The 19,962-nt window shown below is 57.5% G+C and carries 12 protein-coding genes; 2 read left to right on the top strand and 10 right to left on the bottom strand.

All coding sequences use genetic code 11. The annotated features are described in order from the left end of the window. Positions 1–86 precede the first annotated feature (86 nt). Positions 87–1,352, top strand: coding sequence for a valine--pyruvate transaminase (locus ABD827_RS00060; RefSeq protein ID WP_344961194.1), 1,266 nt, complete (start codon positions 87–89; stop codon positions 1,350–1,352). A 95-nt stretch (positions 1,353–1,447) separates the two neighbouring features. Here ABD827_RS00060 and ABD827_RS00065 read toward each other — a convergent pair whose 3' ends face one another. From ABD827_RS00065 to ABD827_RS00090, 6 genes are all read right to left on the bottom strand, one after another. Beyond that, positions 1,448–1,873 (bottom strand): Hsp20 family protein, encoded by a 426-nt coding sequence (locus ABD827_RS00065; RefSeq protein WP_298718418.1) that lies wholly within the window; start codon positions 1,871–1,873, stop codon positions 1,448–1,450. 770 nt (positions 1,874–2,643) lie between these two features. Beyond that, a complete protein-coding gene (ilvD, locus tag ABD827_RS00070) occupies positions 2,644–4,326 on the bottom strand; it encodes a dihydroxy-acid dehydratase (RefSeq protein WP_344961197.1) in 1,683 nt (560 codons plus the stop codon). Between the two features lie 83 nt (positions 4,327–4,409). After that, the gene (gene gcvA, locus ABD827_RS00075) at positions 4,410–5,312 is read right to left on the bottom strand and encodes a transcriptional regulator GcvA (protein WP_344961199.1); all 903 of its coding nucleotides are present in this window, start codon (positions 5,310–5,312) and stop codon (positions 4,410–4,412) included. 180 nt (positions 5,313–5,492) lie between these two features. Continuing rightward, positions 5,493–6,992 (bottom strand): CoA-acylating methylmalonate-semialdehyde dehydrogenase, encoded by a 1,500-nt coding sequence (locus tag ABD827_RS00080; protein WP_344961201.1) that lies wholly within the window; start codon positions 6,990–6,992, stop codon positions 5,493–5,495. Positions 6,993–7,059: 67 nt separating this feature from the next. Then, positions 7,060–8,217 carry an iron-containing alcohol dehydrogenase gene (locus ABD827_RS00085; RefSeq protein ID WP_344961203.1) on the bottom strand — a complete coding sequence of 386 codons (1,158 nt, stop codon included), beginning with the start codon at positions 8,215–8,217 and terminating at the stop codon, positions 7,060–7,062. Positions 8,218–8,303: 86 nt separating this feature from the next. Continuing rightward, a complete protein-coding gene (locus tag ABD827_RS00090; protein ID WP_344961380.1) occupies positions 8,304–9,863 on the bottom strand; it encodes a BCCT family transporter in 1,560 nt (519 codons plus the stop codon). Between the two features lie 755 nt (positions 9,864–10,618). Between ABD827_RS00090 and ABD827_RS00095 the strand changes: the two genes are divergently transcribed. Beyond that, positions 10,619–13,132: a CoA transferase gene (locus tag ABD827_RS00095; protein WP_344961205.1), complete on the top strand. Its 2,514-nt coding sequence runs from the start codon at positions 10,619–10,621 to the stop codon at positions 13,130–13,132. Between the two features lie 245 nt (positions 13,133–13,377). Here the strand turns inward: ABD827_RS00095 and gyrB are convergent, their stop codons facing one another. Genes gyrB through dnaA form a run of 4 tightly spaced genes read right to left on the bottom strand, consistent with a single transcriptional unit; the run spans position 13,378 to position 19,405 of the window. After that, complete coding sequence (gene gyrB, locus ABD827_RS00100) at positions 13,378–15,795, bottom strand: DNA topoisomerase (ATP-hydrolyzing) subunit B (protein WP_344961207.1); 2,418 nt, start codon at positions 15,793–15,795, stop codon at positions 13,378–13,380. A 4-nt stretch (positions 15,796–15,799) separates the two neighbouring features. After that, positions 15,800–16,891 carry a DNA replication/repair protein RecF gene (gene recF / locus ABD827_RS00105; protein WP_344961209.1) on the bottom strand — a complete coding sequence of 364 codons (1,092 nt, stop codon included), beginning with the start codon at positions 16,889–16,891 and terminating at the stop codon, positions 15,800–15,802. A 2-nt stretch (positions 16,892–16,893) separates the two neighbouring features. After that, positions 16,894–17,997 carry a DNA polymerase III subunit beta gene (gene dnaN, locus ABD827_RS00110; RefSeq protein WP_344961211.1) on the bottom strand — a complete coding sequence of 368 codons (1,104 nt, stop codon included), beginning with the start codon at positions 17,995–17,997 and terminating at the stop codon, positions 16,894–16,896. Positions 17,998–18,010: 13 nt separating this feature from the next. Next, positions 18,011–19,405: a chromosomal replication initiator protein DnaA gene (gene dnaA, locus ABD827_RS00115; RefSeq protein WP_344961213.1), complete on the bottom strand. Its 1,395-nt coding sequence runs from the start codon at positions 19,403–19,405 to the stop codon at positions 18,011–18,013. Between the last annotated feature and the right edge of the window lie 557 nt (positions 19,406–19,962).

Consider the following 19,962-nt stretch of genomic DNA (forward strand, 5'->3'; position numbering starts at 1 on the left):
CGTCGCTCCCCGCCTCGGTCGACACCAGAGACGATATCGGATAACGTGACTCTTTCGGCAACCGCTTTCTCTTTGGTAGTTATCTCATGGAATTTTCAGCATTCGGTCAGAAGTTTACCCGCCACGCCGGCATTACCCAGCTGATGGACGATCTCAACCAGGGCCTGACCACCCCCAACACCATCATGCTCGGCGGCGGCAACCCGGCCGCCATTCCGGAAGTGCTCGCCTATCTGGATCAGCAATCCCGGCAACTGGTGAAAAACGGCGATCTGCTGAAAGCCATGGCCAACTACGACGGCCCCCAGGGCAAGGATGCCTATATTTGCGCCCTGGCCAAGCTGCTGTCCAAGGAGCTGGGCTGGCCGGTCGGCCCCGAGCATATTGCCCTGACCAACGGCAGCCAGACCGCCTTCTTCTATCTGTTCAATCTGCTGGCCGGCGACTTTGGCGACGGCCGCAAGAAAAAGGTGCTGTTTCCGCTGGCGCCGGAATACATCGGCTATGGCGATGGCGCCCTGAGCGAAGATCACTTCAAAGCCTGCAAACCCACCATCACCCGACTGGAAAACGGCCTGTTCAAGTATCACGTCGACTTCGATCGGCTGGAAGTGGGTGACGACATCGGCCTGATCTGTGTATCGCGCCCGACCAACCCCACCGGCAACGTGCTGACCGACGAAGAAATCATGCGTCTGGACGAAATCGCCCGCGAGAAAGGCATACCGCTGCTGATCGACAACGCCTACGGCATGCCCTTCCCCAACATCATCTTCACCGATGCCAAGCCGTTCTGGAACGACAACACCATACTGTGCATGAGCCTGTCCAAGCTGGGGCTGCCCGGCGTGCGATGCGGCATAGTGGTAGCACCGCCCGCCATTATCCAGGCCATGACCAACATTAGTGGCATCATCAACCTGGCCCCCGGTAGCATGGGCCCGGCCCTGACCCTGCCGATGATGGAAAACGGCGACGTGATCACCCTCAGCAACGAGGTGATTCGGCCCTTCTACCAGGCCAAGGCGCAGCAGGCGGTCACCTGGCTGCAGCAGGCGATCCCCCTGCCCCAGTTTCATATTCACAAGCCGGAAGGTGCGCTGTTTCTGTGGCTGTGGTTTGAAGATCTGCCCGTTCACAGTCAGGAGCTGTATGAACGCCTGAAGCAGAAAGGCCTGCTGGTGGTGCCCGGCCATTATTTCTTCCCGGGCATCGAAGACGGCGACTGGGCGCACAGCAAGCAATGTATTCGCCTCAACTACGCCCAGTCGGAAGCCGATGTGCAGGCCGGCATCAAGATACTGGCCGAGGAAGTACTGGCGATCTATCAGGCACCAGTGACCAAGCCGTAAAAAGTGAGGGGTGAGGAGTGAGGGCCTCACAGCAGTCATAAACAACAACGCCGGCAACTTTGCCGGCGTTGTTGTTTATGACTGCCTGACGGCGGTTATTCGGCCTTGCCGATGGCGATGGTTCTCGGCTTGGCCGCTTCCGGTACCTCGCGTACCAGGTCGATGTGCAGCAGACCGTTTTCCATGTCGGCGCCCGTCACCTTGACGTGATCGGCCAGCTGGAAACGGCGCTCGAAACCGCGCTCGGCGATGCCCTGATACAGATAATTCTTCTGGGACTCTTCCTGCTCTTTATGACCCTTCACCATCAGGGTGTTTTCGTGGCTGGTGATGTCCAGATCTTCGCGGGCAAAGCCGGCCACCGCCATGGAAATGCGGTAGTGGTTTTCGCTGAGCAGCTCGATGTTATACGGCGGATAGCCGGTGTTGCTGCTGCCGCTGGCGGCGTTTTCCATCAGGGATGCCAGGCGGTCGAAGCCGATGGCGGAACGATACAGGGGAGTGAGATCGAAGCGTGACATAATAATATCCTCTTGTGAGCGATGTTAAAGGTGCCCTCCATCATGGACGGGCGAAGCTTGTAATCATGGAATCCTCGGTTGAGCGATTCCCTTGCCTCAATAAAGATATAGGGCCCTCGAATATCACTTTCAAGAGCCTGTTTGCGGATTTTTCAGCCGATGTTATACCAATTCATATTGAGGCCTCAGATCAGAGGCAGCAGGCCACGCCGGAGCATCAAAGAGGACAAAGGGATCTGTTCAGCCGACCATCTGACCGCCATGGATGGCGGGAATGCCTGGACGGCAGGAGCATTTCCCGGCCGCGCCACGGATGGCACGGTTGAGCCCCAGGGAAGGGTTTACGACGTGTCGATGGAGCGGGCCCTTTGCCCGATATGTAAGCATTTAGCTAAAAGCCTGTCTCTTAGTCACAACTCTGTCAGCTCATAAGATATGCTCAGAGGCAACTGGGTAGCCTCTTCCGACACGCTAAACCGCATCCCTGCGACGCTCAGCACATGACGTCCTGTCATGTGATGGTCGACAGAGTCTATCCCAGCCGCCTCTTTTGAGGCTCGGAGTCGTCGGTGAGCACCACTGACAGACCACTCCGCTGCCGATGGGAGGGCAAAGGGTGTCTGCTCAACCGACCATCCGCGCCAAGGATGGCGCGGTCTGAGCCCCCAGGGAGGGGTTTACGGCGTGTCGGCTGAGCAGTGCGCTTTGCCTGATGGCCTCGTTAAGATCAACAAAAACTTTTGATTAAGAGACAGGCTAAAAGCCTAAGTTCAATCATCCAGCGCATCGGTCACGGCACCCTTTGATGCTGAGTTGACCGTGTGAGCGTATTTGGCCAGTACCCCGCGCCGATACCTCGGTGGCGGTGCCTGCCACTTGGCCAATCGGGCGGCGATGTCCGTATCGGACAACTGCACTTCCAGCTTGTTCTGCTCGGCATCGATAGTGATGATGTCGCCGTCTTCGACGATGGCCAGCGGACCGCCCTGCTGGGCTTCCGGCGTGATATGGCCGACCACGAAACCGTGGCTGCCACCGGAGAAGCGGCCGTCGGTGATCAGCGCGACATCCTGCCCCAGCCCCTTGCCCATGATGGCGGACGTCGGGCTCAGCATCTCGCGCATGCCGGGCCCGCCTTTCGGGCCTTCGTAACGGATCACCAGCACATCCCCCGCTTTCACGGTGCCGTCCAGAATGCGTTCCAGGGTTTCTTCTTCGGAGCCGAATACCCGGGCCGGGCCACTGAAGGTCAGCCCCTCCTTGCCGGTGATCTTGGCAACCGACCCCTCGGGTGCCAGGTTGCCATACAATACCCGCAGGTGGCTGTCGGCCTTGATCGGATTATCCAGCGGCCGGATGATCTGTTGCCCCGCCGGATAGGGCGACACCAAGCCTAAATTTTCCGCCAGGGTCTTTCCGGTCACCGTCAGGCAGTCGCCGTGCAGCAAACCCGCCTCGAGCAGGGTTTTCATCAGCGGCAGTATGCCGCCGATGGCCACCAGCTCCGACATCATGTAATGACCGCTGGGCCGCAAGTCGGCCAGCACCGGTACCCGCTTGCCGATACGCACGAAGTCGTCCAGGCTCAGCTCGACGTCGATGGCGTGGGCCATGGCCAGCAGGTGCAGCACCGCATTGGTCGAGCCGCCCAGGGCAATCACCACCGTAATGGCATTCTCGAACGCCGCCTGGGTCATGATATCGGAAGGCTTGATATCCCGCACCAGCAGGTTCAACACGGCGGCCCCCGCCTCGTGGCAGTCCTGCAGCTTGCCGTCCGAGGTCGCATTCTGCGCCGAGCTGCCCGGCAGGCTCATGCCCATGGCCTCGATGGCCGAGGCCATGGTGTTGGCGGTGTACATGCCGCCACAGGCACCAGGGCCCGGAATGGCGGTGTCTTCTATCTGTTTCACTTCTATCAGCGACTTGTCGCCCTTGGCGTGGGCCCCCACCGCCTCGAACACCGAGATGATATCGGTGTGATTGGCGCCCGGCGCTATGGTGCCGCCATAGACAAACACCGATGGCCGATTGAGCCGGGCCAGGCCAATCAGGCAGCCGGGCATGTTCTTGTCACAACCGCCGATGGCCACCAGACCGTCGAAGCCTTCGCAGCCCGCTACGGTTTCAATGGAGTCGGCAATCACCTCCCGGGACACCAGTGAATATTTCATGCCAATGGTGCCGTTGGCGATGCCGTCGGAGATGGTGATGGTGTTGAAGATGATGCTCTTGCCGCCGGCCGCATCGGCACCGCGGCCCGCCTCTACGGCCAGGCCGTCGATATGCATGTTGCAGGGAGTGAGATTGCTCCAGGTGGAGGCGATGCCCACCTGGGGCTTGTTGAAGTCGGCGTCTTCGAAGCCGACCGCGCGCAGCATGGCGCGGGCCGGCGCCTTGGTGGGGCCGTCCACCACCTGGCTGGAGTATTGACGGGATTTGTCCTGAGTCATAAAGCTGCCCTGCTATCTCGGCTAAACGGTATAGCTAGTGTAGCTGGTCAGATACGGTGTATTGCGGCGCCCGTTACAATGACCTACTCCAGCCGCTCCCGGCCGGCGGTGGCCTCCTCCACAATCCAGGAGCGAAAGATTTCCGCATGAGGATGTATGTATTGATGGGCGGGATACACCAGGTGAAAGGCTTCCGAGGTAGCCACCTTCTGGCTGAAGGGCGCAATCAGCCGACCATCGGCAATCATGCCTTCAACCAGTGAGCTTCTGCCCAGCGCAAAGCCCTGGCCTTGTGCCGCCATCTCCAACGCCGAAATCAGGGTATCGAATTGCAGCCCGCGAGGTGTATCGAGATGACTGTAACCCGTCTTGTTAAGCCAGTAGCCCCAGCCCTCTTCATAACCGATCACATGCAGCAGGGGATGCAGGCCCAGCGCATCAAGAGATTCAAATGATGATGAATCATTGAGCAGTGCCGGGCTGCACACCGGAAACAGTTCATCCCAGGTCAAGCGTTCGGATTTCAGGCCTGCCCAGGAACCCTGACCATAGCGGATTTCCACATCCGCTTCCTTGTCACTCTCGCCGCACCAGATATTGCTGGTGAAGCGCAAGCCGATATCCGGGTACCTAGCCCTGAAGCGGCCAAGGCGAGGAGCCAGCCAGGTGGTCAGAAAAACCAGGTTGACCCTGAGCGTTAGCTGGTGGATACGTCCCTGACCAAAAACTTCATCGGTGGCCACCGACAACCGCTGGATGGCTTCATGGATAGCGGGCAGATAGGCCAACCCGGCATCGGTCAACTCCAGCCCTCGGGGCAGGCGCTTGAACAACGCTGCCCCCAACTGGGATTCCAGCCCCTTCACCTGCTGGCTGATCGCCGCCTGGGTCAGGCTCAGTTCGCCGGCAGCATGGGTAAAACTCAGATGACGTGCGGCGGCTTCGAATGAGCGTAGCCAATTCAGAGGGGGGAGCCTTTTCTTCATGGTGTCCTTCTTTGCACAAATTGTCGGCCTGGATGAATTATCCCGATACAGACATTCCTGTTCCTTCCGGGGATCCCCCCATCTTCGACGCTATAGCCATCAAAATAAAGAGCCGCATCCCCCAAAGGAGATGCGGCTCAAACTAGCGAGAAAAGTACGACGGATGACCGCCGAAATTTTTTATTTCATGGTTGGCATCGAAAACTCGGCACCCTCACGGATCCCGGCCGAAGGCCAGCGCTGGGTGACCGTCTTGCGCTTGGTATAGAAACGAACCGCATCCGGACCATAGGCATGCAGATCACCGAACAGGGAACGCTTCCAGCCACCAAAGCTGTGATAGGCAACCGGCACCGGCAAGGGCACATTAATGCCGACCATACCCACCTGGATGTTGTCGGAGAAATAACGCGCCGCTTCACCATCGCGGGTAAAGATGCAGGTACCGTTGCCATACTCGTGAGCATCAATCAGATCCATGGCCTGTTGCATAGTATTGACTCGTATCACCTGCAGCACGGGCCCGAAAATCTCTTCCTGATAACTGGTCATCTCGGGCGTGACATTATCGATCAGGGTCCCGCCGACGAAGTAGCCGTTTTCATGGCCGGCGGCAACCTCGGGGGTGCGCCCGTCTACCACTATGGTGGCCCCCTGCTGTTCGGCACTGTTGATATAACCCAGCACCTTTTCCTGATGCTGACGGGTGATCACCGGGCCAAAGTCATTGCTGCTATCGGAATAGGGGCCCACCTTCAGCGCCTGCATCGCCTCTGTCATCCTGGCTACCAGCGCATCCCCGGCGGCATCGCCGACGGCAACGGCGACCGACAACGCCATGCAACGCTCACCGGAAGAACCAAAGGCGGCCCCGAGCAGCTGGTTGACCGCATTGTCTATATCCGCATCAGGCATGACGATGGCGTGATTCTTGGCGCCACCCAGCGCCTGGCAGCGCTTGCCATTGGCGGTGGCGGTGCTGTAGATGTATTCGGCAATCGGAGTAGAGCCGACAAAGCTCACCGCCTTAACGCGCTCATCGTGCAACAGGGCATCGACCGCTTCCTTGTCGCCATTGACCACATTCATCACGCCATCGGGCAAACCGGCCTCCTGCAGCAACTGGGCAATATAAAGGGTGGATGAGGGGTCCCGCTCGGAAGGCTTGAGTATGAAGCTATTGCCGCACACAATCGCCATGGGGAACATCCACAGCGGCACCATCACCGGGAAGTTGAACGGAGTAATCCCCGCCACCACACCCAGCGGCTGGAATTCACTCCAGGAGTCGATATTGGGACCCACGTTCTTGCTATGCTCACCCTTGAGCAACTCGGGGGCACCGCAGGCGTATTCCACGTTTTCGATACCACGCTGCAACTCGCCCATGGCATCATGGGAGATCTTGCCGTGCTCTTCACCGACCAACTGACAAATCCGGTCAGCATTCTGTTCCAGCAACTCCTTGAAGCGAAACATGACGCGTGCCCGCTTGAGCGGCGGCGTATTGCGCCATGCGGGATAGGCAGCCTGAGCGGCGGCAATCGCCTGCTCGACGGTTTTTGTCGAGGCTAGGTCGAGCTGCTTGCTGATTTCGCCGGTGGCGGGGTTGAATACATCCTGGCTCCGGGTTCCTTCGGTAACCAGCTGGCCATTGATCAGGTGTCCTACAGTCGTCATATTATTTTCCTCGTGTCCATACATGGCAGCGCACGGCTGCCTTTGAATTGTGGGTAATGAATTCTGCTTACCAGAGCTGGCGATAGATAACGATCATGTCGTCGATGCTCGGTACTCTGGGGTTGTTATTGGGTGAGCCGGAGGCCAGCGCCTGTTCGGCCATGGTCGGCATCAGATCGAAAAACGTCTGGCGGTCTATACCGAACTGTGCCGGCGTAGGAACCTGTAGTTCATCGTTGAGCGCATGCAATTCTTTCAGCAACTTGTCGTTGGCCACCTCGACACTGTCTTGTCCATCGGCCACCCCCATGGCACGAGCACAATCCGCATAGCGTTCCGGCGCCGCAGGCAGGGAGTACTGGGTAACGCTCGGCAGCAACATGGCATTGGACAGGCCGTGAGGCACATGGAAGGCGGCACCAATGGGGCGACTCATGCCGTGGACCAGCGCTACCGAGGCGTTGGAGAAAGCAACGCCGGCCAGAGTCGACCCCAGCATCATCGCCTCGCGGGCTTCCTTGTCTGCCCCGTTGTGATAGGCACGCCGCAGATTGGGAGCCAGCAGTCGCATCGCCGACAGCGCCTGACTGTCGCTATAGAGATTGGCCTTCTTGCTGACGTAGGCTTCGATGGCGTGAGTCAGGGCATCGATGCCCGTGTCGGCGGTAATCCGCGATGGCAGGCTCAAGGTCAGGTTGTAATCCACCAAAGCCGCGACCGGCATGAAACCGATGCCCATGCAGAGCATTTTTTCGTCGGTCGTCTCATCGGTAATAATGGTGACCCGGGTGACCTCGGAGCCGGTGCCTGCGGTAGTCGGCACCGCGATGATCGGCAGCCCGGCTTCGATGACCATACGGGGGAACTTATAGTCCCGCATGGCGCCGCCGTGCTTGCCGAGGATGGCGATGGCCTTGGCACTGTCGATGGGGCTGCCGCCGCCCAGAGCGATGATGCTGTCGTAGTCGCCATCACGGACCCTGTCGACCCCGGCTTGTATCGAGCTGACGGTGGGTTCGGGCACCGTATCGGCGAAAACATCCGAGGCTATCTGGTGGCCAGACAGACATTCCTGTATACGACCGGCATAGCCAAGCTCCACCATCATCTTGTCGGTGATGATCAGGGGGCGTTTGCAGCCCAGGCTGGCCAGCACATTGGGCACTTCGTTGCTGGCGCCTGCACCAACCTGCATGATCCGTGGAAGAATAATCTGATTTGACATAAAAGACTCCAATCCTGCTGAACAATTATTAAACGGTGAGCGCTGGCTTTCAGCCCTCACCCGGTCCGGTAGACACCCGGTAAATTTCAGACACCGCTGGCTGCTTTCTCGGTAGCCTCTTGAGCCTGCTCACTTACCCGCTCGTATTCGAGTGCCAGCCCGGTTTCGGACTCCAGGTCCTGCTTGAGCGCCTTGCACAGGCCGTAGATAGCCATAATCACCACTACCGAGAAGGGCAGTGCCGCGACAATGGAGGCCGTCTGCAGGGCCTTCAGCCCACCGGCGAACAGCAACACGGCCGATACCCCGCCAATTGCGATTCCCCAGAACACCCGGTAGCGGGCCGGTGGATGCTCGTGCCCCATCGAAATCAGGGTACAGATAACCAGAGTGGCGGAGTCGGCCGAGGTTACGAAATAGGTCACCAGCATGATGGTGCAGACGATGGCAAACAGCATGGTCAGCGCCTGGCCCAGATCAAGAAACTCGATGGTCTTGAACAGGGCCATGGTGATGTCTTCATTGACCGCCGCCGTTACGCCACCATTGCCGAACAGCTCCATGAACAGGGCGGTATTGCCAAAGATGGTGATCCAGAAGGCGCCAAGCACGGTAGGAGCAATCAACACCCCCAGTACGAACTCCCGAATCGTGCGCCCCCGTGAAATCCGGGCGATAAAGATACCGACGAAGGGTGACCAGGCAATCCACCAGCCCCAGTAAAATAGAGTCCACCATCCCTGCCAGGGACTTTCAGGATCCGGATTGACCCAGAAGCCCAGCTCCACCGCATGAAACAGGTAGTCCCCCATATTGGTAAAAAAGGACCCCAGCAGATAGGCGGTCGGGCCGAAGACAATAAACAGGACCAGAATCAGCACTGTCAGGTGCATGTTCAGCTCGCTGAGGATTCGAATTCCCTTGTTGACGCCGGTCAGCGCCGAAATGGTGGCAATAATGGAAATGACGGCGATCAGAATGGCCTGGTTGCCACTCGATACCTCAATGCCGGTCAGATACTGCAATCCAGCGTTGATTTGCTGCGCCCCTAATCCCAGAGAGGTCGCGATGCCGAAAACAGTACCAAAAACGGCCAGCAGATCGGCCGCATGGCCGATGGGACCATAGATACGCTCACCGAAAATCGGATAGAGACTGGAACGAATCGACAGCGGCAGTCCCTTGCGATAGGAAAAATAGGCCAATACCAGCCCCATTACCGCAAACAGACCCCAGCCATGCAGCCCCCAGTGAAAAATGGAGATGCGCATGGCAACCTGAGCCGCCTCCACCGTCATCTGTTCACCTTCGGCAATCAGCGGGTTGCTTTGAAAATGATATATGGGCTCGGCAATGCTCCAGAACAGAATTCCTATTCCGATTCCGGCACCGAATAGCATGGAAAACCAGGAAAAATTACTGAACTCAGGCCTTTCATCATCCTTTCCTAGCCGAATATTTCCATAACGGCTGAAAATAAGCCAAATAGCAAAAAACAATGTAAAACTGACCAATCCGATATAATACCAGGCTAACTCTCTGGCAATGAAATCCTTGGCCGACGTGTAAATAGCATTGGCATATTCGGGATTGATTACCGTAAACAGTACAAATGCGATCACCAGTATTGCCGAACCAAATACCATGACCGGATGGCCCCGTGATAATAGTCCTTTATCTTTTTCCAAAATGAAGTCCTCTCATTTATTCACCCTGGCCATCACCGGTCACCCCAGGTGCCGTTATGATGGACTCTGTCGCTATCAGCCTCGCCGCTATCTGCCAATTTGCCCTGATTCAGCGGAGAAGCCCTGATGCCGCACCGATTGTTATCGAAATGTGAAGTGGTGAGAAGCAATAAAAAAACGGCCTCAGGTCATAGAATATTTATGGCCTGGCCGGCGTAAACAGGGCTGGCGGCACGTAACATCCGGATTGATAACAATACCCACCCCATGGTTCACGGATCTGTCTCTCGGGAGCGAAGACAACGCCATCACCATAATCCCTGTTTGAATTCCCAAGTTAACGAACCCCAAGCATGGAGCATGAAAGAGTGTAAAGTGACTGGATCTGCACAGCCACACAAAGAACCGACGGCCTCGGCAACGATTACCTTTCTTTTTTCTTTTTTCTCTTTATCCCGCATACAAAAATACATTCATTCCCTTTACTTCAAACAATAAAAATCAACGAGTAAAAGAGGAATTGCTGACCAATAAATAAAATGATGGCTCAGGGTTATTTTTTATTGCTGGTTTCCGGTTTTTTTCAATCCTAGTATCACCCCTGCCAAGCAGGCATTAAGAAACATACATCCACCAGTGCCGACTCCGGTGCATTGGCAGGTCCAATGAGCGGCAGAGTTTAAGACAAGCTGAATTAAAAAGGATAGATAAGCATGAAACAGGAAAATCAATTGCCCTTGTCAGGTGTCCGCGTTGTTGACTTTGGTCAGCAGATTGCAGGTCCGGCTGTTGCCATGATACTTGCCGATCTCGGCGCTACCGTTGTTCATGTCGATCCCCCTACAGGCCCGCAATGGGATCATCCGGCCAATGCCGTTCTCAACCGGAACAAGAGCTGCCTGAGTGTGGATCTCAAAACCGCTTCCGGGCTGGCACAGGCGTTTTCCCTGATCGATCAGGCCGATGTGGTGATCGAAAACTTCCGGCCAGGGGTGATGAAAAAACTGGGAATAGACTTCGAACAACTGCGCACGGCACGCCCGGAGCTGGTGACTCTGTCTCTCCCCGGATTTGCCAGCAATGACCAGCTGCGTCGCGAATGGAAAGCCACCGAAGCGGTGGTGGCAGCGACCTCGGGCGCCTTTACCGACATGGGCTTCAACCGGGTGCTGATGGGCCTTAACCCCAGCTTCTCTCCGCTGCCTTTGGGCTCGGCCTATGCCACAACTCTGGCAGCCAGCTCGGTAGTCATGGCGCTGCTGGCCCGGGAAAAGACTGGTCGGGGTGATACCATAGAAGTGCCCATCGCCGCCGCACTGATGGAAGGCCTGTCCTACAACTCTATCGTCATAGAGGGTATGCCGGATCGCTACAAGACCATGCGTGAAGAAGAAATCGAACGCAGAAAGGCGGCCAATCAGCCGATGGATGTGAGCTACGAGGATCTGCAGGAGTATCTCGATCCCTTCTACCGTACCTACGAATGTGCCGACGGCCGCATGTTCTATGTGGTGTGTCCGTCGCACCGCAACCATGCCAAGCGCTGCCTGCAGGCTCTGGGCCTGTATGAACAGCTGGTTGTCGATGGTCTGCCGGACGTGGAAGATCTGTACCTGCCGATCGCCGAGTGGAAGGGTGAAACTTCCATCGGCGTCTACCCTCTGCCGAAGAAGTGGGCCGATATTATCTCCGTCCGCATGAAAGAAGTCTTCCTGACCAAAACCTCGACCGAATGGGGCCGGGTGTTCGGTGAAGGTCAGATCCCCGGTGCGCCTCACAGAACCACTCAAGAGTGGGTTAACGACGAGCACACCAATGCCTCCGGCCTGATTGTGGAAGTGGAAGATCCCGAGTTCGGATTGATGAAGCAGCCCGGCCCCGTCACCTGGCTGGAAGAGTCAGCGGAGCAGATGCTGTCTCCTCGTCCGAGAAAAAAGGTCAGCTTCGAGCAGGCCCTGGCCGAACTGTCTGCGGTGGCGAAGCAGGAAGTCGTTACCCGCCCCCAGGGCAAAGACATCAAGTCAGCAAGCCAGAAAGGCTGGCTGGTCGGCCTGAAAGTACTGGATCTGACCAACGTCATCGCCGGGCCTCATTCCACCGCCTTCCTGGGTCGCTTCGGTGCCGATGTCATCAAACTGGACCCGGTCACTCCCTTTTATGACCCGCTGATCGGTACCCTGTTCAGCTTCCAGACCGGCATGGGCAAGAAGAGTGCCCTGGTGGACATCACCTCGCCGGAAGGCAAAGAAGCCTTCCACCGGCTGGTACGCTCGGTCGATATGGTGGTGATCAACGCTCCCGAACGCCAGATGAAACCGCTGGGGCTCGATCACGACAGCCTGCAAGCCATCAATCCTGGTGTGCTGTTCTGTCGCCTGGACTGTCTGGGTGGACCCCGTCGCGGCCCCAAGACAGACTACATCGGCTACGACGATATCATTCAGGCCAACAGCGGTATCATGAGCCGTTTCGGTGGCCCGGAAACCCCGGAAGAACACGCTCACCTGGGCACTCTGGATGTAAACTGCGGCTTTGCCGGCGGCCTCGGCATGGCAGTGTCGCTCTATCACCAGCTGAAAACAGGTGCCGTTTCCCGGGCCCGAACCTCGCTGTCGGCCATCACCAATCTGGCACAGGTTTCCTTTGCCTTCGATTATCAGGGCCGTGGCCCCTTCAACGAGCCTTCGGGCCGGGAAGTGCTGGGCAACCATGCCTTGTCGCATTTCTATCAAACCGGTGATGGCTGGGTCTTCCTGGATGCCAACCCGTCCGAGCTTGCTAAATTGACCGGAGTGGAAGGTCTGGCAGGCATCAAGGACGCGGAAAATACGGCTGAATTCCTGACGGCAACCTTCAAGACGGCCACTTCCGACTATTGGGTGAATGTGCTGCACGCCGCCAATATTGCTGCCGCCAGACCGCTCAGTATCGAAGAGCTGCGGGAATCATACACCCGCGAAGCCGACGGGAAAGTGGGTACAGACAAGGGCAGCTACGCTTTCTCTGTCTACGACAACCACCCCAGCGGCCATCGCGTGACCCAAATCGATCATTACTCGATTCGTCCTGCCGAAGCATCGGTCGTCGCCCTGACCCCGACCGAGCAGTTTGGACATTCCACCCGGAGCATCCTGGCCGATATCGGTTACAGCGAAGAGGAAATCGATACCATGCTGGCCACCCGAATCGCCGGTGAAGCCTGGGGGCATGAATATCTGCCTGGCTGATTTTCACCCACTCTAGAAGCTGATCCACCGGATTAGCTTCCCCACATCCTGCCAATCGGGCTAGCCCTCGATTGGCAGGATTTTTAATATGGGTAACGGAATCGGAAACCGAGTCTTTCTTGCGACTTCCTCTGTCATGTGGGGAAGATACCCTTTGCCTTGAAACAGTAACAACACAGTAAACCTGAATACAGCAACAAAAAGGCAGCCCGCGGGCTGCCTTTGGTATCGGTGAACAAACCGGATCAGATATCCAGGTTGGCGACCTTGAGCGCGTTGGTCTCGATAAACTCGCGACGCGGCTCTACATGGTCACCCATCAGGGTGGAGAACAGCTGATCGGCAGCTACCGCGTCTTCTATGGTCACCTGCAGCATGCGACGGGAGCCGGGATCCATGGTGGTTTCCCACAGCTGATCCGGGTTCATCTCGCCCAGCCCCTTGTAACGCTGCACATAGAGGCCACGCTTGCTCTCGTGCATCAGCCATTCCAGACCTTCGGCGAAGCTGGACACCGCCTTGGTCTTCTCGCCCCGCTTGACGTAACCGCCTTCTTCCATCAGGTTGGCGATACCCTTGCCCAGCGCCACTATGCTGCGGTACTCGCCGGAGGCAAAGAAGTCATAGCTGATCGGGAACGCCCGCTCGATGCCGTGTTGACGCACTTTTACCTTGGGCAGATAACAGCTGCGCTCTTCGAAGAAGTCATAGTCCAGCAGATACTCGGCACCGTTGGTGTTGCTGTCTGCCAGCGACTGGTTGATGGCCGCGATCCAGCTCTTGACCTGCTCCTCATCGGTCAGGGCTTCCAGGCTCAGCTCGGGCTGATAAATCAGCTCGTTGAGCACCAGCTCGGGCGCCCGGCGCGACAGTCGGGTGATCAGCATCTGTACCTTGCGGTAGTCGTTGACCAGCTTTTCCAGATGCTCGCCGCCGATGGCCGGAGCCGACTCGTTCACATGCAGGCTGGCGCCGTCCAGCGCCAGACTGGTCTGGTACTGCAGCATGGCGTCTTCGTCTTTCAGGTACTGCTCCTGCTTGCCCTTCTTCACCTTGTACAGCGGCGGCTGGGCGATATAGATATAGCCACGCTCGACAATTTCCGGCATCTGCCGGTAGAAGAAGGTCAACAGCAGGGTACGGATGTGCGCACCATCCACGTCCGCATCGGTCATGATGATGATGTAGTGATAACGCATCTTGTCGGGGTTGTATTCGTCCCGGCCGATACCACAGCCCAGGGCGGTGATCAGGGTGGCGACTTCCTGGGAAGACAGCATCTTGTCGAAGCGTGCCTTTTCCACGTTCAGGATTTTACCCTTGAGCGGCAGAATCGCCTGGTTCTTGCGGTTACGGCCCTGTTTGGCCGAGCCCCCCGCCGAGTCACCCTCCACTATGTAGAGTTCGGACAGCGCCGGGTCTTTTTCCTGACAGTCGGCCAGTTTGCCGGGCAGACCAGCCAGATCCAGCGCACCTTTGCGGCGGGTCATGTCGCGCGCCTTGCGCGCCGCTTCCCGCGCCCGGGCCGCATCGATGATCTTGTTGACCACGATCTTGGCATCACCCGGGTTTTCCAGCAGAAACTCGCTCAGGCGCTCGCCCATGGCCTGCTCGACCGCGGTTTTCACCTCGGACGAGACCAGCTTGTCTTTGGTCTGGGACGAGAACTTGGGATCCGGTACCTTGACCGAAATCACCGCCGTCAGGCCTTCACGGGCATCGTCGCCGGAGGCCGAGGTCTTGGCCTTCTTGCTGTAGCCTTCCCTGTCCATGAAGCTGTTCAGGGTACGGGTCAGCGCCGCCCGAAAACCGGCCAGGTGGGTACCGCCATCCCGCTGGGGAATATTGTTGGTAAAGCAGAAAATATTTTCCTGATAGGAGTCGTTCCACTGCATCGACACTTCAACCGAGATACCGTCTTCCCGCTCGGAGACGAAATGAAACGCCTTGGGATGGATCGGCGTCTTGTTGCGGTTGAGGTACTCGACAAAGGCCTGAATGCCGCCTTCATACTCGAAGTGCACTTCCTTGTTCTCCCGCTCGTCGAGCAGGCGAATGGACACGCCCGAGTTGAGGAACGACAGCTCACGCAGACGCTTGGCCAGGATATCGAAATGAAATTCGGTATTGGTAAAGGTTTCATGGCTGGGCCAGAAGCGGATCAGAGTACCCGACTTGGTGGTATCACCCACCGCCACCAACGGCGCCTGGGGCTCACCGTGCCGGTAGGTCTGTTCGTGCACCTTGCCGCTGCGCCACACGGTCAGCTGCAGCGTCTCGGACAGGGCGTTAACCACAGACACACCCACGCCGTGCAGGCCGCCGGACACCTTGTAGGAGTTGTCGTCGAACTTGCCGCCGGCGTGCAGCACAGTAAGGATAACCTCGGCGGCGGAGCGGCCTTCTTCTTCGTGCATATCGACCGGAATACCCCGGCCATCATCGGACACGGAAACAGAGCCATCCACGTGAATGGTCACGATAATATCTTTACAGTGCCCGGCCAAGGCCTCATCTATCGAGTTATCCACCACCTCAAACACCATGTGGTGCAGGCCAGTGCCATCGTCTGTGTCGCCGATATACATGCCCGGACGTTTCCGGACCGCATCCAGACCTTTTAATACCTTAATACTCGAAGAGTCGTAAGTGTGTTCACTCATTGGCTTACTCGCACTCCTGGGTTTCGGTGATTTCACCCTGTGTCACGTGAAACAGCTTGCTGTTATCCCGTGTGATCATCTGACTGAGCTGGGCCACATCGATAGCGGAAACAAATACCTGGGCACCCAGTTCGGTTAACCGGTGTGCCAGTAAAGCACGCTTGTGTTCATCCAGCTCAGACGCAAAGTCGTCGATCAGAAAAATGCAGTCCTGTCCGGACCGGGTTTTCAGATAAAGGCCCTGGGCCAGCCGCATGGCGCACACCAGCAACTTGAGCTGGCCACGCGACAGCAAATCCTGCACCGGCATGCCCCGGGCCTTTATCCTGATCTCTGCCTTGTGCGGTCCGGACTGGGTATAGCCCAGCCCCAGATCCCGCTCAAGGCCCTGCTCCAGTACCTGGGCCAGCGTTGTCTGCCGGTCCCAGCCACGAAAAAAGTCGAACGAAAAATCGTATTCAGGCAGAAAATCTGCCGCTATCAAACGGATGACCGGTTCGATAGCCTCGGCATATTGCTGCCTGAATAGACTCAGCTCTTCACCCACACTGACCAGTTGCTGATCCCAGTAACCCAGTTCCCGGTAGGGTCTTTGCTGTCTTAACAGCGCATTGCGCTGCTTGAGTAACCGACGGTACTGTCCCCAGACGGTAAAAAAGCGGGCATTGGAATAAAACAGCCCCCAATCCAGGTAGGCCCGCCGCAACTTGGGGCCACCGGTCAGTAGATTATACCCTTCCGGGTGGATCAACTGAATGGGTAGAATGTGTGCCAGGTCGGCTAATCGCTCGGCACTACGGCCGCCGACCTTGAGACGGGTGTCACCACCGCGGGTTTTACTCAGGCCCATCGGCAGGCTGTCTTCATCCTGCTGCACCCGGGCAAAGAGCGTGAATGCCGGTTCACCCTGCCGAATGACTCGACCGGTCAGGTGAGTACGAAAAGAACGGCCAAAGCCCAGATAATGAATGGCTTCCAGTATGCTGGTCTTGCCGCTGCCGTTGGCGCCCACCAGCAGGTTGATACCGGCGGCCGGCACCAGGCGGCCATGATGGATATTGCGAAAGTCCTTCAGCTGTAGATTGAGCAACGCCATGCTTACAATCGCATCGGCATCACCACGTACAGTGCGTCCCCGCTGTCTTCCGCCTCGATCAGACCACTGCTGCTGGCATCCTTGAGGCTGACCTTGACCTTGTCGGACTTGAGGGTGCCGAGCACATCCAGCACATAGGACACGTTGAAGCCGATTTCCAGATCCGAGCCCTGGTAATCTACATCGAGCACTTCTTCCGCTTCTTCCTGCTCCGGGTTGTTGGCGGTGATTTTCAGCACCTGTGCCTGCATGTTCAGCCGCACGCCACGAAATTTCTCGTTCGACAGAATCGCCGCCCGGGAAAAGGCCTGGCGCAGCTCTTCACGGCCGCAGATCAGGGTCTTGTCGCACTCGCGCGGCAGCACCCGGCGATAATCCGGGAAACGACCGTCCACCAGCTTGGAGGTAAAGATAAAACCGGAGGTCACCGCTCGAATGTTGCTCTTGCCGATTTGCAGCCGTACATCCTGATCTTCATGTTCGAGCAGCTTGACCAGCTCCAGCACCCCCTTGCGCGGCACTATCACCTGCTGGGCCGGCAATTCGTCGGCCAGTAGCTGACGCTGACAGGTGGCCAGGCGGTGGCCGTCGGTGGCCACGGTGCGCAGCCACTGACCGTCGGTTTCAAACAGCATGCCGTTGAGGTAATAGCGCACGTCCTGAATGGCCATCGAGAACTGGGTCGATTCAATCAGCTTCTTCAATGCCAGCTGGTTGATATCGAATTCCAGCTCGGAGCTCCATTCCTCGATATTGGGAAAGTCTTCCGCCGCCAGGGTGGACAGGTTGAAACGGCTACGTCCGGAACGCAGGATCAGCCGCTCGCCTTCCAGGGTGAATTTCAGCTCGGCGCCATCGGGCAGGCCGCGGCAGATATCCAGCATCTTGCGCGCCGGTACCGTGGTGCGCCCCGCAGTTACCGAGCCCTGCAGCTCGACCCGCGCCACCATTTCGACTTCGGTGTCGGTGCCGGTCATCGACAGGGCGTCGTTCTCGACGCTGAGCAGAATATTGTTGAGGATCGGCAGGTTGGGGCGGCCCCCCAGGGCACTGGATACCAATTGCAGGGGTCGCAGTATCGCTTCGCGGCTGATGGTAAACTGCATGGGGTTCTCCGATTCAGGAAGACAGGGTGCGGATAAGATTGGAATAATCTTCCTTTATATCATGACTCTCTTCCCGGAGCTGGCCGATTTTTCGGCAGGCGTGCAGCACGGTAGTGTGATCGCGGCCCCCGAAGGCATCGCCGATTTCGGGCAAAGAATGATTGGTCAGCTCCTTGGCCAGCGCCATGGCCAGCTGACGCGGACGCGCCACCGAGCGAGAACGGCGCTTGGACAGCAGATCGGCCAGTTTTATCTTATAGTATTCGGCCACCGTCTTCTGAATGTTGTCGATGGTCACCAGCTTTTCCTGCAGCGCCAGCAGGTCTCGCAGCGCCTCGCGCACAAAGTCGATATTGATGGCCCGGCCGGTGAAGTTGGCGTTGGCCATGACCCGGTTCAGGGCCCCTTCCAGCTCACGCACGTTGGAGCGCAGCCGCTTGGCGATAAAGAAGGCCACCTCGTCGGGCAGGCGCATCTTGTTCTCGTCCGCCTTGCGCATCAGGATCGCGACCCGGGTTTCCAGCTCCGGCGGCTCGATCGCCACCGTCAGGCCCCAGCCGAAGCGGGACTTGAGCCGATCCTCGACCCCGTTGATCTCCTTGGGATAACGATCCGAGGTCAGGATGATCTGCTGATTGCCTTCGAGCAGCGCATTGAAGGTGTGGAAGAATTCTTCCTGCGAGCGCTCCTTGTTGGCGAAGAACTGAATGTCATCGATCAACAGCGCATCCACGCTGCGGTAATAGCGTTTGAATTCTTCGATGGCATTGTTCTGCAGCGCCTTGACCATGTCCTGCACAAAGCGCTCGGAATGCATGTAGATGACCTTGGCATCGGCCTTGCGGGCGCGAATGCCGTTGCCCACCGCGTGCAGCAGGTGAGTCTTACCCAGGCCGGTGCCGCCATACAGAAACAGCGGGTTGTAGGCGCCGCCCGGATTGTCGGCCACCTGACGGGCCGCGGCCCGAGCCAGCTGGTTCGACTTACCCTCGACGAAGTTGTCGAAGGTATAGTTGGGATTCATGTTGCTCTTGTAGGTGATCTGCGGCCGATCGTCGGCCTGCTCGATCCAGGAGGGCGTATTCTGCACCCGATTCTGCGCCTTGCCACTGCTGGCACTGCTACCGCTGTTACTGCTGCTGGTCACCAGGTTGACCGGCGTACGCTTCTTGCCCACCTCGAACTTCATCTGCGGGCAGTTGCTGCCACAAAATTCGCTCAGCAGGCCGTTGATCCGCAGCAAATACTTGTCCCGCACCCAGTCGAGCACGAAACGATTGGGGGCAAACAGGGTCAGGGTATTATCGCCCAGCTCCGCCTGCAGCGGCCGGATCCACATACTGAATTCTGCCGAAGGCAATTCATCTTGTAGCCGGTTAAGACACTGCTGCCAAAGCATAGCGCTCATCAGAACTCCTGGAACAAAGGGATCAATCAAGGGGCCGATATTCTACTTATCAAGGGTCCGGATCTCTAGCCGGATCGTCTCGATCCTGTAAAATATGATCCTTGACATCTGTGAATAACTGCAACTTCATGCACAGGATCCTTCTGTTTATAAACAAGCTACCCACACCATTGCGGATCGCCCGATCCATCAAATCCTGAGCACCGAGGTGTCTGCAGGGCGCCCCCACAGGCGACTCTGCCGCAGACAGGCGAATGAAGAGTTCTACTCCAGCGACCATCACATGACAGGACGTCATGTGCTGAGCGTCGCAGGGATGCGGTTCAGCGTGTCGGTGGAGTGAACCCTTCGTTCGCCCTTTACTGTGAAATCAGGAAGAGCAGTTAGTTTTCCAGATTGGCATGATCAATGATCATGACCCCATGCCCAGATGTTGATTGAGCGATCCCCACCCCCTAGGCAGACTGAAAAACCATGTTAATTCGAGGTTGCAAAACCGGGGGTGTTTTATCCTGCCTCCTGAAAAGAACAAAAAGGATATGTTGTACCCATCACGG

Origin of the sequence: Oceanisphaera sediminis (assembly GCF_039539745.1) — a bacterium.
Lineage (GTDB): Bacteria > Pseudomonadota > Gammaproteobacteria > Enterobacterales > Aeromonadaceae > Oceanimonas > Oceanimonas sediminis.